Here is a 23473-nt window from a genome sequence, read left to right as displayed (position 1 = left end):
CCAATGGACGCACTTGAACTGCTTGTTAACCGCCGTAGCGCTTCCCGCCTGGCCGAACCCGCCCCGGCAGGCGAGCAGATGGAGAATATTCTGCGTGCCGGTATGCGTGCCCCCGATCACGGCACGCTGCAGCCGTGGCACTTCTTTGTGATTGAAGGCGAAGGGCGCGATCGTTTCAGTCAGCTGCTGGAGCAGGGCGCGGTTGCCGCAGGGCAAGATGAGAAGGGGATCGACAAGGCGCGCAATGCCCCGTTCCGCGCCCCGACGATCGTCACCGTCGTGGCAAAATGCCAGGCTGACCATAAGGTACCGGTCTGGGAACAGGAAATGTCCGCAGGCTGTGCCGTGATGGCGATGCAAATGGCAGCCGTTGCACAAGGCTTTAACGGTATCTGGCGCACCGGTCCGCTGACCGAAAGCCCGGTAGTCCGTGACGGTTTTGGCTGCGGCGAGCATGACAAAATTGTCGGTTTCCTCTATCTCGGTACCCCGCAGCTTAAAGCCTCCAGCACCATCAGCGTGCCGGACACCACGCCTTTCGTCAGCCGTTTCTGATAACCCGCGCTAAACTGTCTGGATTCTGAGCATCTGCCGCAGAATTCAGACAGTCATACTTACCTCTTTATGGAATGAGCGCTACCATAGCGCGATTGAGATGACAGGAGACGTCCATGAGCGAGCAAACTATTCGTTTAACGCAATACAGCCACGGAGCCGGTTGCGGTTGTAAAATTTCCCCGAAAGTGCTGGAGACTATCCTGCACAGTGAACAGGCGAAGTTTGTCGACCCGAACCTGCTTGTCGGCAACGAAACGCGCGACGATGCTGCAGTTTATGACTTAGGTAACGGCACCAGCATTATCAGTACCACCGACTTCTTTATGCCGATTGTCGACAACCCGTTCGATTTCGGGCGCATTGCGGCGACTAACGCCATCAGCGATATCTTCGCGATGGGCGGTAAGCCGATCATGGCGATTGCCATTCTGGGCTGGCCGATTAACACCATTCCACCTGAGATTGCCCGCGATGTGATTGAGGGCGGGCGCTTTGCCTGTCAGCAGGCGGGGATTGCGCTGGCCGGCGGTCACTCTATCGATGCGCCGGAGCCTATCTTCGGCCTGGCCGTCACCGGCGTGGTGCCTACCGAACGCGTCAAGCGAAATAGCACCGCTCAGGCGGGCTGTAAGCTGTTCCTCACCAAGCCGCTGGGCATTGGCGTGCTGACCACCGCTGAGAAAAAATCCCTGCTGAAACCGGAACACAAAGGTCTGGCGACAGAGGTTATGTGCCAGATGAACCTCGCGGGTGCCGCTTTCGCCAATATCGACGGCGTGAAGGCGATGACCGACGTGACCGGTTTTGGCCTGCTGGGACACCTCTCCGAAGTGTGTCAAGGTGCGGGCGTGCAGGCGCAAATCTGGTATCAGGACGTGCCGAAGCTGCCGGGCGTGGAGGAGTACATTGCTCAGGGGGCAGTCCCGGGCGGTACCCAGCGCAACTTCGCCAGCTACGGACATCTGATGGGCGAAATGCCGGAGGAATGGCGCAACCTGCTGTGCGATCCGCAAACCTCCGGCGGCCTGCTGCTGGCAGTCACGCCGGAGTCCGAAGCCGAGGTTCAGGCGACGGCCGCCGAGTTTGGCATTACTCTGACGGCGATCGGCGAGCTTGTCACCGCCCGCGGTGGCCGACCGATGATTGAGATCCGTTAATTCGATGCGGTTGTTTATTGCCGAAAAGCCGAGCCTGGCCCGCGCCATCGCCGACGTGCTGCCTAAACCGCATCGCAAGGGCGACGGCTTTATCGAGTGCGGTAACGGGCAGGTGGTCACCTGGTGTATTGGTCACCTGCTTGAGCAGGCGCAGCCGGATGTCTATGACAGCCGCTACGCCCGCTGGAACTTGAACGATCTGCCCATCGTGCCTGAAAAATGGCTCCTGCAGCCCCGGCCTTCGGTCACCAAACAGCTGAACGTCATCAAGCGCTTCCTGCATGAAGCCGCTGAAATCGTTCACGCGGGTGACCCGGACAGGGAAGGACAGCTGCTGGTGGATGAAGTGCTGGACTATCTGGAGCTGGCGCCGGAAAAGCGCCAGCAGGTTCAGCGCTGCCTGATCAACGACCTCAACCCGCAGGCCGTTGAGCGGGCGATCTCGCGCCTTCGCGCCAACAGCGAGTTTATCCCGCTGTGCGTCTCGGCTTTAGCCCGCGCGCGCGCGGACTGGCTGTACGGTATCAACATGACCCGCGCCTACACTATTCTTGGGCGTAACGCGGGCTATCAGGGTGTGCTCTCCGTGGGCCGCGTGCAGACGCCGGTGCTGGGTCTGGTGGTGCGTCGCGACGAAGAGATTGAGAACTTCGTCGCCAAAGATTTCTTTGAAGTGAAAGCGCATATCGTCACCCCGAAAGACGAGCGCTTTACCGCGGTCTGGCAGCCGAGCGACGCCTGCGAATCGTATCAGGATGAAGAGGGGCGCCTGCTGCACCGTCCGCTGGCGGAGCACGTGGTTAACCGCATTACCGGTCAGCCCGCTATCGTCACCAGCTATAACGATAAACGGGAATCAGAACCCGCTCCGCTGCCGTTCTCGCTGTCTGCGCTTCAGATCGAGGCGGCAAAAAAGTTTGGCTTGAGCGCGCAGAACGTGCTGGATATCTGCCAGAAGCTCTACGAAACCCATAAGCTTATCACCTACCCGCGTTCCGACAGCCGCTATCTGCCGGAAGAGCACTTTGCCGGGCGCCATTCGGTGATGAACGCCATCGGCGTCCACGCGCCGGATCTGCTCCCGCAGCCAGCCGTCAATCCGGACACCCATAATCGCTGCTGGGATGACAAAAAGGTGGACGCCCACCACGCGATTATCCCCACGGCCCGCGCCAGCAGCGTCAACCTGACCGAAAACGAAGCGAAGGTCTATAACCTTATTGCCCGCCAGTATCTGATGCAGTTCTGCCCGGACGCGGTGTTCCGCAAGTGCGTGATCGAGCTGGAAATCGCGAAAGGGAAGTTTATCGCCAAAGCGCGCTTCCTTGCGGAAGCCGGCTGGCGCACGCTGCTCGGCAACAAAGAGCGTGATGAGGAGAACGACGGTACGCCGCTGCCGGTGGTCGCCAAAGACGATGAGCTGCTGTGCGAGAAAGGGGAAGTGGTGGAGCGTCAGACCCAGCCGCCGCGCCATTTCACCGATGCGACGCTGCTGTCGGCCATGACCGGGATCGCCCGGTTCGTGCAGGATAAAGATCTGAAGAAGATCCTGCGCGCCACCGACGGCCTCGGCACGGAAGCAACCCGAGCGGGGATCATCGAGCTGCTCTTTAAGCGCGGTTTTCTCGAGAAAAAAGGACGCTATATCCATTCGACAGAGCCGGGACGCGCGCTGATTCATTCGCTGCCGGAGCTGGCCGCCAGGCCGGACATGACGGCGCACTGGGAATCGGTGCTGACGCAGATCAGCGAAAAGCAGTGCCGCTATCAGGACTTTATGCAGCCGCTGGTGGGGACGCTGTACCAGCTGATCGACCAGGCGCGCAGCACGCCGGTGAAGCGGTTCAGAGGGATGGTTGCACCGGGTGGAGGTGCGAAGAAACCGTTTAAAAAGAAAAAAAGCGCGGCCTGATACCTCCGGTTTTCTCCCTCTCCCGGTGGGAGAGGGCCGGGGTGAGGGCTACCGGCCGCACGATAAAACTTAAATCACACCCTGCCCAATCATCGCATCCGCTACCTTCACGAACCCGGCGATATTCGCGCCGCGCACGTAGTTGGTTTGCGATGCCTCGCCGCCGTACTCCACGCACGCATGATGAATATCCAGCATGATATGGTGCAGGCGCGCATCCACTTTCTCCGCCTTCCAGCCGAGACGCGCGGCGTTTTGCGCCATTTCGAGGCCGGAGGTCGCCACGCCGCCCGCGTTGGCGGCCTTGCCCGGCGCAAACAGCACGCCCGCGTCCAGGAACAGATTGGTCGCTTCGATGGTGGTCGGCATATTTGCCCCTTCGGCCACCGCCTTCACGCCGTTGGTAATCAGGGTACGCGCGGCATCCACGTCCAGTTCGTTCTGCGTGGCGCACGGCAGGGCAATATCCACCGGCACGCTCCACGGCTGTTTGCCTTCCAGATACGTCAGACCCAACTCCGCGGCATAGTCTGAAAGACGGCCATCGCGGCTGGCTTTAATTTCGCACAGGCGCGCCAGCTTCTCCGCCGTAAAGCCGTCTTCATCCACAACCGTGCCTCTGGAGTCTGAAGCGGTCACTACGCGAGCGCCAAACTGCATCGCTTTTTCGATAGCGTACTGCGCCACGTTACCGGAGCCGGACACCGCCACGCGCATGCCTTCGAAGCCTAGGCCGTGACGCTTGAGCATGGCCTCGGTGAAATAGACCAGGCCGTAGCCCGTGGCTTCCGGGCGGATCAGGCTGCCGCCAAAGGACAACCCTTTGCCGGTGAAGACGCAGGCGCTGTTGTTGGAGAGTTTTTTCATCATCCCGGCCATAAAGCCCACTTCACGGGCACCCACGCCAATATCACCCGCCGGTACGTCGGTATCCGGGCCCAGGTGGCGATAGAGTTCGGTCATCAGCGCCTGGCAGAAACGCATGACTTCGCCTTCGCTTTTGCCTTTGGGATCGAAATCACTTCCGCCTTTACCGCCGCCCATCGGCAGCGTGGTCAGCGCGTTTTTAAACGTCTGCTCGAAGCCGAGGAATTTTAAAATCGACAGGTTCACGGAAGGATGGAAGCGCATCCCACCCTTAAACGGGCCGATGGCAGAGTTAAACTGCACGCGCCACGCGCGGTTAACCTGAACCTGATTCCGATCGTCCACCCAGGTCACGCGAAACTGGATCACGCGCTCTGGCTCGACCAGGCGTTCAAGCAGAGACATCTGACGATAGCGCGGATTTTCTTCAAGGAAGGGCCACAGGGTGGTCATCACTTCACGAACGGCCTGGGCGAACTCGCTTTGATGCGGGTCGCGCTGCTGAACATGGGCAAGGAAACTTTCCAGAGAGCGTGTCTGATCCATAGATATAAGAACCTCTTATAGTCATTTATGTATATTGCTTATGCGATTTGTGTTGTTTTTTTGACTATATCACCCGCACCGCTTTGTGAAGCAAGCAGAAATTCATGCCGAAAGGGAAATTAATGACCCAGGCCGGGTCATAACTAAAAGCGATGAAAAGATAAATTAAAGGTTCCGCTCGGGTTTACCGTTATAGTCATTATCAAGGAACAACAGGAAGATGTGTCTATGAACCGTTATGTACTCACCGCGCTATGCTTAATGTTGACCGCAGGCGCGCAGGCTGACCGCATTCGCCCGGATGTAGAAGTGAGCGTACCGCCGGAGGTTTTTAGCTCCAGCGGCCAGAATCAAACGGTGCAACCCTGCAATCAGTGCTGCATCTATCAGAATCAGAACTACTCGGAAGGGGCCGTTGTGAAAGCGGACGGCATTCTGCTGCAGTGCCAGCGCGACGAGCGCGCCATCAGCACGAACCCGCTGGTCTGGCGCCGCGTAAAACCATAAACGCTTCCAGCAGCGGAATATCCGCGGGGGCTAAGGCGTAGCCGAACGCGTCTTCAGGCGTACACCACACCAGCGCGCTGTGGTAGTGCGCCGCGAGCTCGCCGCTAAAAGCGGGCACGTGCCAGGCATGCAGGTTGATTATCCGCTGCGAGACTTCCCGCTGGTGGCTTGCCACGTACTGCCCCGGCTGCGCCCTAATGCCGAGTTCTTCCCACAGTTCGCGAACAAGCGCCTCAGGCTGCGTCTCCCCGGCTTCCACTTTTCCGCCTGCGAATTCCCACATTCCGGGTTGGTCAGCGTGGGCAGGGCGCTGCGCCAGTAAAATTTTGTCGTCTTTTTCGATGATGGCCGCAACGACATCGATTGTTTTTAGCATGGGCGTCAATACTTGATAACGTAAAACACCATATTATCGTGCCCTTTGTCAGAGTCCAGCCATCAGGAGAATCCGGTGAAAGAGACGTCCACCTGGGTCGAGCCCATACCAGCCCTTCCGGCGAGTTTAAAACCGATTGCCGCCATGCAGAAAAAACACTTTGGCACCGTGCTTAACCCCACGCGCTGGTGGGGGCGCATGCCGCGTCTTTTCTGGCTGGTGGCGCTGTTTGTCGGGTTTCTGGAGCGTCGCCGTGCGCGCCTGACGCCCGTGCTGCGTTCACTCCTCATGACGCGAGTGTCGCAACTCTGTCACTGCGCGTTTTGTATTGATGCCAACAGCCTGCGGCTGGCCGAGCGCTGCGGTGCGCTGGATAAAGTTCAGGCGGTGGGGAACTGGCATGATTCGGCCTTATTCACCGAGCAAGAGCGCGCGGCGCTGGCCTACGCCGAGGCGGTGACCGCCACGCCGCCCCGGGCGGATGAGGCAATCAGAACGGCGCTGAAACGCCACTTCACGGATGATGCCATCACCGAGATGACGGCGCTCATTGCGTTTCAGAATCTCTCGGCCCGCTTTAACGCCGCCCTGGACATTCCCGCTCAGGGCCTGTGCGCCACGTTTAAAGAGACTCCCCATGCTTGATCGCCACCTGCACCCGCGGATAAAACCGGCTCTGAATCGTCTGGTGTCCGTGCTGGATAGGCCGGGCATTACGCCCGACGGATTAACCCTGACCGGGTTTGCCGTTGGCGTGCTGGCGCTGCCGTTTCTGGCCCTCGGCTGGTACCCGGGCGCGCTTGTCGCCATCGTGCTTAACCGCTTGCTGGATGGTCTGGACGGCGCGCTGGCGCGCCGGAGAGGGCTGACGGATGCGGGGGGATTTCTCGATATCGCCCTCGATTTTCTGTTCTACGCCCTGGTGCCGTTTGGCTTTGCGCTGGCTGCACCGGTTGAGAATGCGCTGCCTGCCGCCTGGCTGCTGTTTGCGTTTATCGGCACCGGCAGCAGCTTTCTGGCGTTTGCGGCGCTGGCCGCGAAGCATGACATCGACAACCCCGGCTATGCGCACAAGTCGTTTTATTACATCGGTGGGTTAACGGAAGGGACGGAGACCATCGCGCTGTTTGTGCTGTGCTGCCTGTTTCCGGCGCACTTTGCGCTATTTGCGTGGGTCTTTGGCGCGCTGTGCTGGCTGACCACCACAACGCGCATCTGGAGCGGCTATGTGACGCTGAAGTCACGTCACGCTTAGAGGGCGCTTTCGGGCCCGCGCTCGCCGGTGGAGACCGGGTTCTGCGGGTGGCTACTCCACTCGTACCAGCCGCCGTCATAAACGGCGACGTTCTTCCAGCCCATTGCCCGGGCGTACATAAAGGTTTCGGACGCACGCCAGCCGGTGCCGCAGTAAAACGCGACGTGCTGCTCCGGCAGAATATTCCAGCGCTTCCACATGGCGGCAATATCGTCAGCGCTGCGCATGGTGCCATCCGGGTTATGGAAGTCCTCCATGTGGGTGGCATCGCTGCCTGCGTGGCCCCAGCGGGCACCGGCAATTTCACCTTTTGGCTTGATGTAGCTGTAGCCGCTGGTTTCGCCGATGAACTCTGGCCACGAGCGAATGCTGACCAGGGAGGCATCCTGGCGGTGCAGCATCCCGCGCGCCTGCTCCATATCGACCATCAGCTGCGGCTGACCGGGGATCGGTGCGCCAAAATCAGGGGCTGGCGTGACTTTCGCGGGCGTACCGCGCTCAACCGGCAGGCCTGCATCCGACCACGCCTTCCAGCCGCCATCAAGAATGCGCACATCCTTCACGCCCGCATACAGCATAATCTGCGCCACGCGTGCGGCGGCGTAAACGTCACGGCCATACAAGATGACGGTGGTGTCGTGACGGATTCCGTGCTTCGCCAGCATCGCTTTCAGCTTGTCGTCGGAGACTTTATTCCACAGCGGCTCGCTTTCCACCTCGTTGGTGTCGATGTAGCCCGCGCCGGGAATATGACTCAGCAGGAAAAACTTCGGTGCGCCCCAGGCGGCCTCAATCACTTTCCAGTCGCCCGCCGGCGCGGCGGTCACGGGTTTACCCTGCTGGAGCCGGTGGATCCACTGCGGGTAGACGAGCTGTTCAAAATGAGGCAGGCGCTGAAGGCGGTCGGGCGTCTGCAGGGCATCGCTCAGAAGCGAAACATGCTGGAATCCGGCTTTCTCCAGACGGGTTTTCACCGCCTGGTTATCGCGCTCGTCACCGTACAGCGCGATGGCCGTCGCAGGCGTGAGCTGATGCTGTTTGGCCCACAGCGCAATCTGCTCGTCGCTCATCGCGTCCAGCCAGGCGGCTGCCAGGTTGAGCGCGGCAGGTTCATGCCCGGAGGGGCCGCTGAGCGTTTGCGGCCAGCCGTTATAGAACGCGCTGGCGCGGGTGTCGACGGGCGTGCCGTGCTGTGCCTGAAGCTGAGACAGCGTCATCGCGTTGGGCATATCAGCCGCCAGAGAGGAAAAAGAAGCGAGGCCGCAGAGCAGGGCCAGCGCGGTCAGTTGAGAAACACGTTTCATCGAATAACCTGACGTCAATTAAAGAGGGGGGCATTGTCGTCTCTCCCGAAACGGAAAACATTGCGTTAGCACATTATTGCCAGCGAGAAATCTCAATCAGCTCGCCGCCCGGCGGAATATCGTCCTCATCGTGCGTGACCAGCACCACCGGAATATCGCGCGCGCGGACGGCGTCAAATACCCATGCCCGGAATGACGCCCGTAACGTTTTATCAAGGCGGCTGAACGGCTCATCCAGCAGCAGCGCCTGCGGCTCAGCGAGCAGAGCACGCAGCAGGCTGACCCGGGCGCGTTCCCCGCCGGAGAGGGTGGCCGGATCGCTGGCATAACGGTCGCCAAGCCCGGCGGATTCCAGCGCCTGCTCGACCGCTTCCCGACGCGCGCGCCCGACGATCCGCTCAGGCAACGCCAGCAGCAAGTTTTGCCCGACGCTGAAAGGGTCAAATAGCAGCGCGTCCTGAAAGAGAATGCCCACCCCGCGAGACTCCACGGGAAGGCCATCGCAGCGGCGCGCGTCGAGCCACAGTTCGCCCTGGGCCTGAAAATCGTCCGACAGCGCGCCGACCATCCAGGCAAAAAGGGTTGATTTCCCGCTGCCGGAGGGGCCCATCAGGGTGACAATCTCCCCGCGAGGAACGCAAAAATTGACCTCGCGGAAAAGCGGTTCGATGGTGAGGTGGTTTACCTTCAGCATTAACGTAATCCTTTTCGGTAGCGGCCCGCGAGCCGTGATAGCAGTGCGGCAAGGCCAAACACCGCGCCCGTGACCAGCAGTAACCCCAGCGCCCGGTTAGCCAGAACCGGGATACTGCCCCCGCTGCTGAGCGCGACGGTCTCGGTGGTCAGCGTGGCGAAACGCCCCGCGCCCAGCCACAGCGTCGGCATATATTGCGCCATGCTGACGGAAAAACCGATGGCAAAGGCCAGCAGCGCTGGGCGCAGCAGCAGGGGACATTTCAGCAGGCAGAAGATTTTTGCCCGCCGCCAGCCGAGCGTTCTGGCGGTAAGGATAAGCCGGGGATCGATCCGGCGCCAGGCGGGCTGCAGCACCAGCAGCATCCACGGTAGCACCCACAGCAGATGGCTCCAGAGCACGGCGGCGTAGTGCCCGTCGAGTCCCAGACGCAACGCCATCGCGTACTGTCCGGTGACGAGCGGCAGTGCCGGAAGGGCGAGCGGCAGCCACACCCACGCCGCGCCGCGCTGCGGCCCCCACTCCAGCCAGAGAAAGCAGACGACCAGGGCGATGAGGCTTGACAGCAGGCCGAAGGAAAGGCTGGTCGCCACGGGCCCCACGTCGTCCCGCTGTGCCAGCAGCACCAGCACCGCGGCGCACGCGACGCCGCACGCGGGCAGAAAGCCGCTGAGTACACGTTCAGGCAGAATGCGCTGAGACCTGCGGCGCGTCCCGGTTAGGTCCGGAACCGTTCGGCGCCATGCCTTCCACAGGCCGTACCCCAGCGCGGCCAGCGCGGCCAGCAGCAAAAGGAGAAGCAGGCACAGCAGCGTCCCTTTTGCCTGCTGCTGCGCGTCGCCCTGGCTCAGCCACTGCCAGGCAAGCACGGCAAGGGTAGGCGGGTTTCCGGGGCCGAGAACGATCGCTACATCCACGACCGACAGCGACCACGCCAGTACCGCCAGCATCACCGCCCCGAGGACAGGGGCGATCGCCGGAAGGATCAGCCAGTTAAGCACCTGAAACCGTCCGTAACCGAAGGTCTGCAGGACGATCTTTTGCTGCGCGAGCCGTTTTTCCGGCAGCACGGCGTAAATCGCCCACAGCACAAACGCGCTCTCTTTGACGGCAAGCGTCACGCCCAGCCCGACGCCGTAGCGGTCAAACGGAGCCGTACAGACGGTACAAATCTGATAAAACAGACCGCCCTCGGCAAACAGCAGTAACGCGCTGGTGGCGAACGCCACGTGGGGGATTGCCAGCAGCCACGGCAGGCGCGTGGTGAGGCGTCGCCAGCGCTTGCCGGGCCAGAAAAGGCTGACGAGAAGAAGGGCAATCAGCAAGGCACCCAGCGTGGCGATGAGCGTGGATACCAGCGTGGCGACGGTTGCCTGAGGCAGTTGCGGGTCGTTGATCAGCAGCTGCCAGTTTGTCACGGAAAACGCGGGTGCTAGCAGCATGGCACCGGCGGGCAGGATTGGCAGATAGATAACCGCCATCGCCAGCCAGACAAGCCCGCTTAGCGGGTTCCGTAACGACGAAGCCATTCCTGCTCCAGCGCGTTTACCCAGGCGGACTGCGGTTCTGCAAGTACCTTCGGCAGCCCCTGTGGCGTATGGGCCATCAGCTGTTTTGCTTCATCTTCGGGCAATGTGCTGGCATCCAGCACGCTCGGGTCTCCCCATACGGCCGGGTCGGCTTTGCGGATCTGCGCCTGCGGTGAAAGCAGGAAATTGGCGACCACCTTTGCGCCTGCGCTCGCGCTGGCATTCGCCGGAATCGTCACAAAATGGACGTTGCCAATCGTTCCGCCGTGGAAACCAAAGCTGTAGCTGTCGGCGGGCAGTTCGCCGCGAGCGACTTTTTGCTGTGCATGCGCCGGGTTAAAGGTCAGCGACAGGTTCAGACTGCCGCTGGTAAGCAGGGCATCCATACGCGCGGGTGATGGGGGAAAGTCTTTTCCTTCTCGCCACAGCAGCGGGTGGAGTTTGTCCAGGTAATCCCAGAGCGGTGCCGTCACCTCGGAAAAGGTGTTATCGGGTGCCTTTTGCAGCGCCTGCGGGTGCTTAGTGAGCGTCAGAAGCAGCTGCTCGAGAAATGCCGTGCCGGTAAAATCGGGTGGGCGAGGATAGCTGACCTTGCCAGGGTGCTGCTGCGCGTAAGCCAGCAGCGCCTGAGGATCCTCCGGCGGCGTCGGCATGCTGGCTTTGCGGGCGATAAAGGTCAGCTGCGCGCCGCCCCACGGCGATTCCGCCCCGTCGGTGGGAATAGCAAAATCTTCCGCTACGGGTTTGCGGGTATCGACATAGCGCCAGTTTGGCAGCGTCTGCGCCCATCCGGCCTGCAGCAGGTTCGCCTCTTTTAACGTGCGGAAGTTTTCCCCGTTGACCCAAAGCAGGTCGACTGAGCCGTTCGCCTTACGCCCTGCGGCGGCCTCCGTCTGGATCCGTTTTACCGCATCGGCAGCGTCCGCCAGCGGGACGATTTTGAGGGTAATGGCGTAGTGGGTTTGCATCTCACCGCTGACCCACTCCAGATAGCGGTTGACCGCCGGATCGCCGCCCCAGGCGTTAAACCAGATGGTCTGGCCTTTAGCCTGCTGTTGGATAGCCTGCCAGCCGTCGGCGGCACAGAGGGGGGCTGCCAGCAGCAGACCGGTCAGAAACGCGCAAAAACGCACACGGCGCATAATGCCTCACTTTTTTAACGAAGAGGGGGTGCGGGAAAACAGCCGGCGAGTGACCAGCGGTAATAACCCCAGTAGTGTAAAGGCGAATATCATGCCCGGCGACAAAATATCGCGGAGCGATGCCACTTTTCCCAGCTCCCGCCCGGCGTTCAGAATGACAACCGTGGCGGGCAGCATGGCGACCTGGCTGACCCACCAGTAGCACCTCACCGTAATGCGGGTCAGCCCCATCAGCAAATTCACCAGAAAAAACGGGAACAGCGGCATCAGGCGCAGGGCAAAAAGATAGCCCGCCCCGTCATGCGCCATGCCGGCGTTTACCGTTTTCATCTGCTGGGCGAACCGGTGCTGCACCCAGTCCCGCAGCAAATAACGGCTGGCCAGCATCGCAAGCGTGGCCCCGAGCGTCGAGGCAAACGAGACCAGCACGGTGCCTTCCCACAGGGTAAACAGTACTCCGCCCAACAGGGTAAGGATCGCCGCGCCGGGTATCGACAGGGCGGAGACCAGCACATAGAGCGCAAAAAAGATCAGCGCGCTTTGTAATGGCGCGCGGTCGACGTGAGAGAGTAAAGCCTGCTGGTGAGTTTTAATCCCTTCCAGAGAGAGCGTGCCCGGGGGAAGCAGGACAAACGTCAGAATAAATGCGCCCACAAGGGCGCACAGGAAAAGGATTTTTCGACTGTTCACGCGTCATTACAGCTTGAATTTAGCCCACACCGGCGCGTGGTCAGACGGTTTTTCCATGCTGCGGATATCGTAGTCGATCCCGGTTTCAATGCAGCGCTCCGCCAGCGGCGAGCTGGCCAGCAGGAGATCGATACGCAGACCGCGGTTGTCGTCGAAGCCTTTTGAACGGTAGTCAAACCACGAGAAGCGGTCCTGCGTTTCCGGGTTGGCATTGCGGAAGGTATCCACCAGGCCCCAGCCCAGCAGGCGCTCCATCCACTCGCGCTCTTCCGGCAGGAAGGAGCATTTGCCGGTACGCAACCAGCGTTTGCGGTTCTCTTCGCCAATACCGATATCCAGATCCGTCGGACTAATATTCATGTCGCCCATGATCAGCACCGGATTCTCTTTTTTGAGCTCGGTTGTCAGGAAGTCCTGCAGATCCTGATAAAACTTCGCCTTGGCCGGGAATTTGGTCTCGTGGTCACGGCTCTCACCCTGCGGGAAATAGCCGTTAATGACCGTGATATTCCCGAGCGCAGAAGGCACTTCCGCCATGATGATGCGACGCTGCGCTTCTTCACCGTCGCCGGGGAAGCCGCGACGCACGGAAACCGGCGGCGCTTTGGTGAGCAGCGCGACGCCATAGTGTCCTTTCTGACCGTGATAAAAGACGTTGTAACCGAGTTTCGCCACCTCTTCGAGGGGGAACATGTCGTCGTGAACCTTGGTCTCCTGCAGGCCGATCACATCTGGCTGATGTTGCTCAACGATAGCTTCAAGCTGATGAGGGCGGGCACGCAGGCCGTTGATATTAAAAGAGACAAATTTCATAGTCGCTGCCAGTGCAAGGTGAATAGTGCAAGGATGGTAGCAGAATTTGCGTCAACTGTTACGGGGATCGACCAATAACTGCGACAGATAATGCCGGTGGTGCAATATTTGCACCATTCTGACGCGCTTCGCCCCCAAACAGGGCGTAAATGACAGATAAATTTCGCGAGCGATCACAATTCCAGAATTATATTTGGCCTGTGCATACTCTTTCTGATTTTCATGCGGCAAAGCGCCGCTTGTCGTAAAAATATTCACTTTTTATGCAATAACAGTGAATAACTCCATGTTGTAACTCATTGATATTCTGTTACCCCAACCCGTTTATGCATTTTTATCGCTGGCTGGCACGAAGGCTGCAATCTACATTCACAGTGCAAACACTCAATTATTTAACATTCAAATAACTTTTTATTTACCGGATGAGGTCGCTATGTCTCTGTCAATTACGCGTGAAAATTTCGATGAATGGATGATGCCGGTTTACGCTCCGGCGGCTTTTATTCCGGTTCGTGGGGAAGGCTCGCGCCTGTGGGATCAGCAGGGTAAAGAGTATATCGACTTTGCAGGTGGGATTGCGGTGAACGCGTTGGGTCATGCGCACCCGGCGCTGCGTCAGGCACTGAACGACCAGGCGGCGAAGTTCTGGCATACCGGCAACGGCTTTACCAACGAACCCGCGCTGCGCCTGGCGAAAAAGCTGATCGACGCGACGTTTGCCGAAAAAGTCTTTTTCTGTAACTCGGGGGCGGAAGCCAACGAAGCGGCGCTGAAGCTGGCGCGCAAATATGCGCACGACAAGTTTGGCACGCACAAGAGCGGGATTGTGGCGTTTAAAAATGCGTTTCACGGACGCACGCTGTTTACCGTGAGCGCAGGCGGCCAGCCTTCCTACTCGCAGGATTTCGCACCGCTGCCGCCGGATATTCGTCACGGTGTCTATAACGATCTGCAGTCCGCCAGCGAGCTGATTAACGACACCACCTGCGCGGTGATTGTTGAGCCGATGCAGGGCGAGGGCGGCGTCCTTCCGGCGCAAAAAGCGTTCCTGCAGGGGCTGCGCGAGCTGTGCGATCGCCACAACGCGGTACTGATTTTCGATGAAGTGCAGACCGGCGTGGGCCGCACCGGCGAACTGTACGCCTATATGCACTACGGCGTCACGCCGGACGTCCTGTCTACCGCCAAGGCGCTGGGCGGCGGCTTCCCGATTGGGGCGATGCTGACCACCGATAAATTCGCCAGCGTGATGACCGTGGGCACCCATGGCACCACCTACGGCGGTAACCCGCTGGCAACCGCCGTTGCCGGACAGGTTCTCGACATCATTAATACCCCTGAGGTGTTGAAAGGCGTTAAGCAGCGTCACGACTGGTTCGTTGAACGCCTGAATGCCATCAACGGCAAAACGGGGATGTTTAAAGAAATTCGCGGGCTGGGGCTGTTAATTGGCTGCGAGCTCACTCCTGAGTTTGCCGGAAAAGCTAAACTTATTTCTCAGGAAGCGGCAAAAATGGGCGTGATGGTACTGATTGCCGGTGCCAACGTGGTGCGTTTTGCTCCTGCGCTGATTGTCAGCGAGGAAGAGGTGCAAACCGGTCTGGATCGTTTTGCGCTGGCGTGTGAACAGGTGAAGTCCGGGGTGTCATCATGATGGTCATCCGTCCCGTTGAGCGCGGCGATATTGCCGGGCTCATGCAGCTTGCCGGTAAGACGGGAGGCGGGCTGACCTCGCTTCCTGCCGATGAAAAAACGCTGTCGGCGCGCATCGAGCGCGCCCTGCAAACCTGGCAGGGGACGTTGCCAAAAAGCGAACAGGGGTATGTGTTCGTGCTGGAAGACACCGACACGGGGACCGTGGCCGGGATCTGCGCCATCGAAGTGGCCGTCGGGCTTAACGACCCGTGGTACAACTACCGCGTCGGCACCATGGTTCACGCCTCGAAAGAGCTGAACGTCTATAACGCGCTGCCCACGCTGTTTCTCTGCAATGACCACACGGGCGCCAGCGAGCTCTGCACGCTATTCCTCGACCCGGCGTGGCGCAAAGAGGGCAACGGCTATCTGCTCTCCAAATCGCGCTTTATGTTTATGGCCGCCTTCCGCGATCGCTTTAACGAAAAAGTGGTCGCTGAGATGCGCGGCGTGATCGACGATACAGGCTACTCGCCGTTCTGGGAGAGCCTGGGCGAGCGCTTCTTCTCGATGGAGTTCAGCCGGGCGGATTATCTCTGCGGCACCGGTCAGAAAGCGTTTATCGCGGAGCTGATGCCGAAGCATCCTATCTATACCCATTTCTTAACGCCGGAAGCGCAGGCGGTGATCGGAGAAGTGCATCCGCAAACCGCGCCTGCCCGCGCGGTGCTGGAGAAAGAGGGCTTCCGCTACCGTAACTACGTGGACATCTTTGACGGTGGCCCAACGCTTGAATGCGATATCGACCGCGTACGCGCAATCCGTAAAAGCCGGCTGGTTGAGGTTGCTGAAGGTCAGCCCGCTCCGGGCGACTGGCCGGCATGCCTGGTGTCGAACGAAAATTACACCAACTTCCGCGCCATGCTGGTGCGTACCAATCCGAAATGTGAACGTCTGGTGCTGACGGCTGCAGAACTGGATGCCCTGAAATGTAACGCCGGCGACACGGTTCGCCTGGTGCGTCTCTGCCCTGAGGAGAAAACAGCATGACATTATGGATTAACGGTGACTGGGTCACGGGCGAAGGCGAGCAGCGCGTAAAGACCAATCCGGTAGGAAAAGAGGTGCTCTGGAAAGGGCATGACGCCAGCGCTGCGCAGGTTGAACATGCCTGCCATGCCACTCGCCGCGCGTTTCCGGCGTGGGCAAAGCAGCCCTTCGCCGTGCGCCAGGCGATGGTTGAAAAATTTGCCGGGCTACTGGAAGCGAACAAAGCCGAACTGACGCGCATCATCGCGTCAGAAACCAGCAAGCCGCGCTGGGAAGCGGCAACGGAAGTGACGGCGATGATCAATAAAATCGCCATTTCGGTGAAGGCGTACCACACCCGCACCGGCGAACAGCACACCGACATGCCGGACGGCGCGGCCACGCTGCGCCACCGTCCGCACGGCGTGCTCGCGGTGTTTGGTCCGTACAACTTCCCGGGGCATCTGCCGAATGGCCACATTGTGCCCGCGCTGCTGGCGGGCAATACCGTTATCTTCAAACCGAGTGAGCTAACGCCGCTGACCGGCGAGGCGGTGGTGAAGCTGTGGGAACAGGCTGGCCTGCCGCCGGGCGTGCTGAATCTGGTGCAGGGCGGGCGCGAAACCGGTCAGGCGCTGAGCGCGCTGAGCGATATCGACGGCCTGCTGTTTACCGGCAGCGCCGGTACGGGCTATCAGCTGCATCGCCAGCTGGCAGGGCAGCCGGAAAAAATTCTGGCACTGGAGATGGGCGGCAACAACCCGCTGATTGTGGAAGACCCTGACGATATCGACGCCGCGGTGCACCTGACGATTCAGTCCGCCTTTATTACCGCCGGACAACGCTGCACCTGTGCCCGTCGTTTGCTGGTGAAGCGTGGCCCGCAGGGGGATGCTTTCCTGAAACGTCTGGTCGAGGTGAGCGCGCGTCTGGTGCCAGCCGCGTGGGATGCCGACCCACAGCCGTTTATCGGTGGGCTGATTTCCGAGCAGGCCGCGCTGAACGTGCTGAAGGCCTGGCAGGACCACGTCGCGCGCGGGGCGAAAACCTTGCTCGAGCCGAAGCAGGCTCAGCCGGGCACCTCGCTGCTGACGCCGGGCATCGTTGAGATGAGCGGGGCGAGCAACGTGCCGGATGAAGAGGTCTTTGGCCCGCTGCTGTGCGTCTGGCGCTACGACGATTTTGATGCGGCGATTGAGATGGCCAATAACACCCGCTACGGCCTGTCGAGCGGGCTGATTTCGCCGCATCGCGAGAAGTTTGAACAGCTGCTGCTGGAAGCACGCGCCGGGATTGTGAACTGGAACAAACCGCTTACCGGGGCGGCGAGCACCGCGCCGTTTGGCGGCGTAGGCGCGTCGGGCAACCATCGCGCCAGCGCGTGGTATGCCGCGGATTACTGCGCATGGCCGATGGCGAGCCTGGAAACCCCGGCGCTGACGCTGCCGGAAACGCTCAACCCGGGTCTGGACTTTACCGGAGGGGATCGTCATGAAAGCGCGTGAGGTCAACTTTGACGGGCTGGTGGGGCTGACGCACCACTACGCCGGTCTCTCCTTTGGCAATGAAGCCTCGACGAAGCACCGCTTTCAGGTCTCCAACCCGAAGCTGGCGGCGAAGCAGGGGCTGCTGAAAATGAAGGCGCTGGCGGATGCCGGTTTCCCGCAGGCGGTTATTCCGCCGCAGGAACGCCCGAACGTGGCGGTGTTACGCCAGCTCGGCTTCACCGGCAGCGATGAGCAGGTGGTCGAAAAAGCGGGTACGCAGACGCCGCACCTGCTCTCTGCGGCAAGCTCCGCCTCCTCGATGTGGGTCGCCAACGCGGCGACCGTCGCACCGTCAGCCGATACGCTGGATGGCAAAGTCCATCTGACGGTGGCGAACCTGAACAATAAATTCCACCGCGCCACCGAAGCGGAAACCACCGAGCGCGTGCTGCGCGCCATTTTTAATCATGACGCCCATTTTGAGGTGCACCAGGCCCTGCCGCAGGTGGCGATGTTTGGCGACGAAGGCGCGGCTAACCATAACCGTCTGGGTGGCGATTACGGCGATCCCGGCGTGCAGCTGTTTATCTACGGGCGCGAGGAGGGCGGTCATTCCGCTCCTGTTCGCTATCCTGCCCGCCAGACGCTGGCGGCCAGCCAGGCGGTCGCCCGCCTGAACCAGGTTAATCCTTCGCAGGTGATTTTTGCCCAGCAGAACCCGCAGGTGATCGACCAGGGCGTGTTCCATAACGACGTGATTGCCGTCTCTAACCGTCAGGTGCTGTTCTGCCACGAGCAGGCGTTTGCCCATCAGGATAAGCTGCTCGCCACGCTGCATGAACGCGTGCCCGGCTTTATGCCGATTCAGGTGCCAACGCGGGCGGTCAGCGTGCAGGATGCGGTCGAAACGTATCTGTTCAATAGCCAGCTGCTGAGCCGCGACGACGGCAGCATGATGCTGGTCCTGCCGCAGGAGTCGCAGGATCATAAAGGGGTGTGGAGATACCTGACGGAGCTGGTGAAAGCCGATAACCCAATTGACGAGCTGCGCGTGTTTGACCTGCGTGAAAGCATGGCCAACGGCGGCGGTCCGGCCTGTTTACGTCTGCGCGTGGTGTTAGCCCAGGACGAAATGCAGGCGGTGAACCCGGCGGTCATGATGAACGATACGCTCTTTACGCGGCTGAATGACTGGGTCGAACGCTACTATCGCGACCGGCTAACGCAGGCCGACCTGGTTGACCCGCAGCTGCTGCGCGAAGGGCGCGAGGCGCTGGACGCGTTAACATCAATCCTGCAGCTGGGATCGGTTTATCCGTTCCAGCGCTAAGGAGTGGGTATGGAAAATTTACTGGCGCTGACCCTGGCCGACGAAACGCCGGAACAGCGTGAGGGGGAGGGGCCCTCATTTCGCTGGCGGTGGCTGGGGCGCGGGGTGCTTGAGCTGACGCCGGACGCAAAAAGCGAGCTGTCGCTGCTGCTTTCAACGGGCATTCACGGGAACGAAACGGCGCCCGTTGAGATTGTTGACCTGCTGCTGCGCGCGCTGTATCGGGGTGAGATTGCGCTCAAGTGCCGCGTGCTGGTGGTGCTCGGTAATCCGCCTGCGCTGGCGCAAAACAAGCGGTATCTGGTGAGCGACATTAACCGCATGTTCGGCGGGCGCTGGTCGCAGTTTCCGCAGAGTGACGAAACTGCGCGGGCACAGTGGCTGGAGAACGTCGTGACCGCGTTTTTTGCCGAGGCGGGGCCCGCGCGCTGGCATCTCGATCTGCATACGGCGATCCGCGCGTCTTACCACGTCCGCTTTGGCGTCCTGCCGCAGCGCAATCAGCCGTGGGATGAAGCGTTCCTGAGCTGGCTGGGTGACGCCGGGCTGGAGGCGCTGGTATTTCATCAGTCGCCGGGCGGGACGTTTACCCACTTTACCTGTGAAAATTTCGGCGCGCTGGCCTGCACGCTGGAGTTGGGAAAAGCGCTGCCGTTCGGCCAGAACGATCTGTCCCGCTTTGCGCCAACGCACCTTGCCCTTCGGGCGCTGCTGGGCGGGACGACTCCCGAGCACGCGCATCAGCCCGTTGAGCGGTATCGGGTCGTACAGCAGATCACGCGCCGCAGCGATGCTTTCCTGCTTCATATGGCCGCGCACACCCTGAACTTCACGCCGTTCCGCAAAGGGGCGCTGCTGGCGGAAGATGGCGAAGAGCGTTACGAGGTGCACAAAACAACCGAGTATGTTTTATTCCCTAACCCCACCGTGGCGTTTGGCCTGCGGGCCGGATTGATGCTGGAAAAAATATCCTGAACGTTTCCCCTCTCGTCAGCCGGGAGGGGAAATACAACCTTTTTTCTTTACGATTAAAGCGCTCACCCTTCTTTTGCGGAATATTCCTGGTGAATTGCTTTATTATTAATCTTCACTTCGCTATACTTCTGCTAATTTTCTTTAAAATCATCGCATTGAATATTTTTTGTTGCAACTCTCCACGCTTTATCCTTATTTCCTCCACATTTGGCGAAAATTTGTTTTTTACACTTTCATTGTTTTACCGTTGCTCTGACTAATTGACGATAAACCCCGTAAAGTTAATCTCGTCAACACGGCACAGCGCCGAAGAATAACTGAAAGAAAGGAAATAAATTATGCGTAAGTTTACTGCACTGTTTGTTGCTTCTACCCTGGCTCTGGGCGCTACCAGCATGGCGTTCGCCGCAGATACCGCGACCACCACTGCCGCGCCTGCTGAAGGCAAAATGATGATGCATCATAAAGGCAAGCCGGGTATGCACAACGAGATGATGATGTTTAAGGATCTCAACCTGACGGATGCGCAGAAGCAGCAGATCCGCGACATCAGGAAAGGCGAGCGCGACGAGATGAAACGTCCTCCGCTTGAAGAACGTCGTGCGATGCATGACATCATCGCCAGCGACAGCTTCGATAAGGCAAAAGCCGAAGCGCAGATCGACAAAATGGCCGAGCAGCACAAAGCCCGCATGCTGGCTCACATGGAAACCCAGAACAAGATCTACAACATTCTGACTCCGGAACAGAAAAAGCAATTTAATGCGAATTTTGAGAAGCGTCTGACAGAACGTCCGGCGATGGAAGGTAAAATGCCAGCACCAACCGAATAATCGGTTCACTCTCTTAAGACCGCCGGGATCCTGTCCACAAAAGCGCAACCGCTGTGGACAGGACCGGCGGTTTTTCTTTCCAGCCCTCTTGTCTGCCGCCGCCAGCGCGGTATTCTCCTGTAGTCGCGTCAGAGAATGTTTGTAGAGTCATGGCGTTAGAATTTTTATTAACGTTCTGCTAAGGCCTGCCCGCTCTGCTGCCGATACTGTGTCTGTAAATACCCAACGATAACAAACAAGACAGCAACGATAGCGATATCCTTGCCCTGGCACGGGTTGTGCCATTCAGGAGTGGTGATGGAGTTCTTTGATATCCGTAAGATGCCGGTCAGCCTCTGGCGCAATGGTGCTGGCGAAACGCGTGAGATTTGTTGTTTCCCTCCCGCAACGCGCGATTTTCACTGGCGTGCCAGTATCGCGACTATTGCCAGCAACGGCGAGTTCTCCTCTTTCCCCGGCGTCGACCGGGTGATTACCTTGCTGGAAGGAGGGGAGGTGACGCTCGATGCCGGTCAGGCGTTCTTTCATACCCTCAAGCACCATCAGCCCTACAGCTTTGCCGGCGACCTGCCGGTAAAGGCGTTGCTTTCGGATGGAAAGATGGCGATGGACTTCAACATCATGACCCGCCGCGACTGCTGTCAGGCGAAGGTGCGCGTTGCCGACCGTACCTTTACCACCTTTTGCTCACGCGGGGGCGTGGTCTTCGTGTTAAGCGGTGCGTGGCAGCTGGGCGATAAATTGCTGACGGCCGATCAGGGTGCCAGCTGGGAGGAGGGGAGCCATACTTTGCGTCTGCTGGAGCCCCAGGGCACCCTGTTGTTCAGTGAAATCACATGGCTGCCAGGCCATTGAGCTCAATGACCTCAAACTTACCGGCTAAAACAGGTTTACAGAGAATTTTGTAGCCATCGTGGTCAAATCCGGCGGGCGTGCGCAACAGGGTTGCCGCGTCGTTGATATCGTCGACGGCGCCCAGCCAGAACCAGTTGTTGACGATGTGGTACTGGGTCATCGCTTCACCCACTTCTTTTAGCGCAACGGCGCCTTCCCAGGGCCAGCAGTTCACGCTGATGGTCGCCAGGCCGGTGAGGAGCCGGGCGTGGTGTGCCTCAACGCTCTCTTTCCCGCAGCAGGCACCAGCACAGCGCTTCAGCGCGGAGCGGAAACAGGCGCGTCCGCGGGTGGTCGCCTCCAGGCCTAAAAGGCTGTAGCAAAGCTGTAGATCGTCCGCCAGAGTTTGCAGCGCCTGAAGTGCCGCGCGTTTATTCGCGAACAGCCCATAGAGATTTGGGGCATGCGAAAAATCGACCTCGCGCGCGTAGACTACCTGCGGTTTGCCGGCGGTTATCTGCAGGGAGCAGAGCTGGCGATTGCGACGCAGGCGCTTGTTGAACAGCGGTTGTTGTTCTTTGATTAACCGCGCTTCCAGCAATAACGCGCCCATTTCTCCCGCCGTCTGGAACCAGGTGATGCGTCGCGACTGGCGCAGCATGGCGGCCTCGTCCAGCGTACGCAGATGAGATAACACCCGGCTGCGAATATTGACGCTTTTGCCGATATAGAGCGGCAGAGTGTCGCTTTCGCCGTGAAAGATGTACACGCCCGGCTGTTTAGGTAAGGCCTCAAGCCAGGGGCGAAGGTGCTCGGGATATTCGTAGATAGCCGCCGCTTCAAACTCAAGACGCGGGGCGGATTGACGCCTGCTCACATACTGCTCCATATACTGTTCAGGTATACAGTGTAGCAGGTGTGTGGTGGTTAAAAAAGAGCCGGGTGGCCTGATGCCCTCACCCCAGCCCTCTCCCACGGGAGAGGGGGCAAACATTAAAAACGGTAACCAGGTTACCGTTTTGCGTTTATTTCCAGAAATCGTCAAACACCGTAATCGGCGTATGACGCTTGTGCTCGGTTTTCAGATACCAGCCTTCGATAATCTTCGCGGTACCGTCATCCAGCTTTTTGCCTTCCAGATAATCATCGATGTTGTCATAGGTGACGCCAAGGGCCGCTTCATCCGGCAGGGAGGGACGATCGTCCTCCAGATCCGCCGTCGGTGCTTTTTTATACAGATGCTCAGGGCAGCCCAGCGCGGCAAGCAGCTGCTTGCCCTGGCGCTTGTTGAGGCGGAAGATCGGGTTGATGTCGGTGCCGCCGTCGCCGTATTTGGTGAAGAAACCGGTGATCGCTTCCGCCGCATGGTCGGTACCGACGACGACGCCTTTGGTCATTCCGGCAATGCTGTACTGCGCTTTCATGCGCTCGCGGGCTTTCTCGTTGCCGCGAACAAAATCGCTCAGCTCAATGCCCGCTTCGCGCAGCGCCTGTTCGCTTGCCAGCACCGAACCTTTAATATTGACGGTAAGCACGCGGTCAGGCTGGATGAAGGCAATAGCGTCCTGGCAATCCTGCTCGTCTGCCTGTACGCCATAAGGAAGACGTACCGCGATAAACTGCAGCGCTTCATCGCCCGTCTCGTCGCGCAGCTCTGAAATCGCCATCTGGCAGAGTTTACCGGTCAGGGTAGAGTCCTGACCCCCGCTGATGCCCAGCACCAGGGATTTCAGGAAAGCGTTCTTTTTTAAGTACGATTTTAAAAAATCCACGCTGCGGCGGATCTCTTCGTTTGCATCTACCGTGGGCTTCGCGCCCAGTGCCTGAATAATCTCTTGTTGCAGAGCCATCACGCCCTCCATATGCAGTACATAAACGGAATGTGTTAACTGTTAAAACTAACCCTTTGGGCGAGAAACGACAAGGATCACAGTTTCGAGTGCGCTAATTTGCGCCGATTTAGCAGGTTATCGTTGTTTTATTAGAATTTTCCGAAATTC

The 23473-nt window shown here is 59.4% G+C and carries 23 protein-coding genes; 13 read left to right on the top strand and 10 right to left on the bottom strand.

The window, feature by feature from the left end:
* Positions 1-3: 3 nt before the first annotated feature.
* The 3 genes from ABR39_RS23050 to ABR39_RS23040 all read left to right on the top strand — a co-directional run bounded on the left by ABR39_RS23050 (position 4) and on the right by ABR39_RS23040 (position 3627).
* The gene (locus ABR39_RS23050; RefSeq protein ID WP_047348902.1) at positions 4-555 is read left to right on the top strand and encodes an NAD(P)H nitroreductase; all 552 of its coding nucleotides are present in this window, start codon (positions 4-6) and stop codon (positions 553-555) included.
* A 116-nt stretch (positions 556-671) separates the two neighbouring features.
* Positions 672-1715, top strand: a complete 1044-nt coding sequence (gene selD, locus ABR39_RS23045; protein WP_047348901.1) for a selenide, water dikinase SelD — start codon at positions 672-674, stop codon at positions 1713-1715.
* 4 nt (positions 1716-1719) lie between these two features.
* The gene (locus ABR39_RS23040) at positions 1720-3627 is read left to right on the top strand and encodes a DNA topoisomerase III (RefSeq protein ID WP_047348900.1); all 1908 of its coding nucleotides are present in this window, start codon (positions 1720-1722) and stop codon (positions 3625-3627) included.
* A gap of 69 nt (positions 3628-3696) precedes the next feature.
* On the opposite strand, the gene gdhA is transcribed toward ABR39_RS23040, so the two are convergent.
* The gene (gene gdhA / locus ABR39_RS23035; RefSeq protein ID WP_047348899.1) at positions 3697-5040 is read right to left on the bottom strand and encodes an NADP-specific glutamate dehydrogenase; all 1344 of its coding nucleotides are present in this window, start codon (positions 5038-5040) and stop codon (positions 3697-3699) included.
* 228 nt (positions 5041-5268) lie between these two features.
* On the opposite strand from gdhA, the gene ABR39_RS23030 reads away from it, so the two are divergent.
* On the top strand, positions 5269-5547 hold the full coding sequence (locus ABR39_RS23030; RefSeq protein WP_047348898.1) for a DUF1496 domain-containing protein: 279 nt from the start codon (positions 5269-5271) through the stop codon (positions 5545-5547).
* Here the strand turns inward: ABR39_RS23030 and ABR39_RS23025 are convergent.
* Positions 5507-5923, bottom strand: coding sequence for a pyrimidine (deoxy)nucleoside triphosphate diphosphatase (locus ABR39_RS23025; protein ID WP_047348897.1), 417 nt, complete (start codon positions 5921-5923; stop codon positions 5507-5509). The two genes, ABR39_RS23030 and ABR39_RS23025, sit on opposite strands and share 41 nt — an antisense overlap.
* A gap of 75 nt (positions 5924-5998) precedes the next feature.
* On the opposite strand from ABR39_RS23025, the gene ABR39_RS23020 reads away from it, so the two are divergent.
* Entirely contained in the window at positions 5999-6568 is a 570-nt protein-coding gene (locus ABR39_RS23020; protein WP_047348896.1) for a carboxymuconolactone decarboxylase family protein, read from the top strand.
* Complete coding sequence (locus ABR39_RS23015) at positions 6561-7178, top strand: CDP-alcohol phosphatidyltransferase family protein (RefSeq protein WP_047348895.1); 618 nt, start codon at positions 6561-6563, stop codon at positions 7176-7178. The genes ABR39_RS23020 and ABR39_RS23015 overlap by 8 nt, the downstream gene beginning before the upstream one ends.
* Here the strand turns inward: ABR39_RS23015 and ABR39_RS23010 are convergent.
* From ABR39_RS23010 to xthA, 6 genes are all read right to left on the bottom strand, one after another.
* Positions 7175-8482, bottom strand: a complete 1308-nt coding sequence (locus ABR39_RS23010; RefSeq protein ID WP_047348894.1) for a sulfurtransferase — start codon at positions 8480-8482, stop codon at positions 7175-7177. The two genes, ABR39_RS23015 and ABR39_RS23010, sit on opposite strands and share 4 nt — an antisense overlap.
* A gap of 73 nt (positions 8483-8555) precedes the next feature.
* Positions 8556-9176 (bottom strand): ATP-binding cassette domain-containing protein, encoded by a 621-nt coding sequence (locus ABR39_RS23005; RefSeq protein WP_047348893.1) that lies wholly within the window; start codon positions 9174-9176, stop codon positions 8556-8558.
* The gene (locus tag ABR39_RS23000; protein WP_047348892.1) at positions 9176-10705 is read right to left on the bottom strand and encodes a thiamine ABC transporter permease; all 1530 of its coding nucleotides are present in this window, start codon (positions 10703-10705) and stop codon (positions 9176-9178) included. The genes ABR39_RS23005 and ABR39_RS23000 overlap by 1 nt, the downstream gene beginning before the upstream one ends.
* Positions 10678-11838 carry an ABC transporter substrate-binding protein gene (locus tag ABR39_RS22995; RefSeq protein ID WP_430748985.1) on the bottom strand — a complete coding sequence of 387 codons (1161 nt, stop codon included), beginning with the start codon at positions 11836-11838 and terminating at the stop codon, positions 10678-10680. The genes ABR39_RS23000 and ABR39_RS22995 overlap by 28 nt, the downstream gene beginning before the upstream one ends.
* Before the next feature lie 15 nt (positions 11839-11853).
* The gene (locus ABR39_RS22990) at positions 11854-12537 is read right to left on the bottom strand and encodes a TVP38/TMEM64 family protein (RefSeq protein WP_047348890.1); all 684 of its coding nucleotides are present in this window, start codon (positions 12535-12537) and stop codon (positions 11854-11856) included.
* A gap of 6 nt (positions 12538-12543) precedes the next feature.
* Positions 12544-13350 (bottom strand): exodeoxyribonuclease III, encoded by an 807-nt coding sequence (gene xthA / locus ABR39_RS22985; protein ID WP_032645347.1) that lies wholly within the window; start codon positions 13348-13350, stop codon positions 12544-12546.
* 433 nt (positions 13351-13783) lie between these two features.
* Here xthA and astC point away from each other — a divergent pair, with 433 nt between their 5' ends.
* The 7 genes from astC (at position 13784) to ves (ending at position 21494) form a co-directional block, all read left to right on the top strand.
* On the top strand, positions 13784-15004 hold the full coding sequence (gene astC / locus ABR39_RS22980; RefSeq protein ID WP_047348889.1) for a succinylornithine/acetylornithine transaminase: 1221 nt from the start codon (positions 13784-13786) through the stop codon (positions 15002-15004).
* Positions 15001-16035 carry an arginine N-succinyltransferase gene (gene astA, locus ABR39_RS22975; protein WP_047348888.1) on the top strand — a complete coding sequence of 345 codons (1035 nt, stop codon included), beginning with the start codon at positions 15001-15003 and terminating at the stop codon, positions 16033-16035. Before astC ends, astA begins: the two co-directional genes overlap by 4 nt.
* Positions 16032-17519: a succinylglutamate-semialdehyde dehydrogenase gene (astD, locus tag ABR39_RS22970; protein ID WP_047348887.1), complete on the top strand. Its 1488-nt coding sequence runs from the start codon at positions 16032-16034 to the stop codon at positions 17517-17519. The genes astA and astD overlap by 4 nt, the downstream gene beginning before the upstream one ends.
* Entirely contained in the window at positions 17506-18831 is a 1326-nt protein-coding gene (astB, locus tag ABR39_RS22965; RefSeq protein ID WP_047348886.1) for an N-succinylarginine dihydrolase, read from the top strand. The genes astD and astB overlap by 14 nt, the downstream gene beginning before the upstream one ends.
* A gap of 9 nt (positions 18832-18840) precedes the next feature.
* On the top strand, positions 18841-19806 hold the full coding sequence (gene astE / locus ABR39_RS22960; protein ID WP_047348885.1) for a succinylglutamate desuccinylase: 966 nt from the start codon (positions 18841-18843) through the stop codon (positions 19804-19806).
* A gap of 338 nt (positions 19807-20144) precedes the next feature.
* A complete protein-coding gene (gene spy / locus ABR39_RS22955; protein WP_047348884.1) occupies positions 20145-20639 on the top strand; it encodes an ATP-independent periplasmic protein-refolding chaperone Spy in 495 nt (164 codons plus the stop codon).
* 297 nt (positions 20640-20936) lie between these two features.
* Complete coding sequence (gene ves / locus ABR39_RS22950; protein WP_047348883.1) at positions 20937-21494, top strand: environmental stress-induced protein Ves; 558 nt, start codon at positions 20937-20939, stop codon at positions 21492-21494.
* On the opposite strand, the gene cho is transcribed toward ves, so the two are convergent.
* Entirely contained in the window at positions 21472-22350 is an 879-nt protein-coding gene (cho, locus tag ABR39_RS22945) for an excinuclease Cho (protein ID WP_047349072.1), read from the bottom strand. The two genes, ves and cho, sit on opposite strands and share 23 nt — an antisense overlap.
* Before the next feature lie 148 nt (positions 22351-22498).
* Positions 22499-23323, bottom strand: coding sequence for an ammonia-dependent NAD(+) synthetase (gene nadE, locus ABR39_RS22940; RefSeq protein ID WP_047348882.1), 825 nt, complete (start codon positions 23321-23323; stop codon positions 22499-22501).
* Positions 23324-23473: the final 150 nt, after the last annotated feature.

The sequence above is a fragment of the Enterobacter genomosp. O genome, assembly GCF_001022965.1.
Taxonomy (GTDB): domain Bacteria; phylum Pseudomonadota; class Gammaproteobacteria; order Enterobacterales; family Enterobacteriaceae; genus Enterobacter; species Enterobacter cloacae_L.
This window is presented reverse-complemented; position numbering and strand designations above follow the sequence as displayed.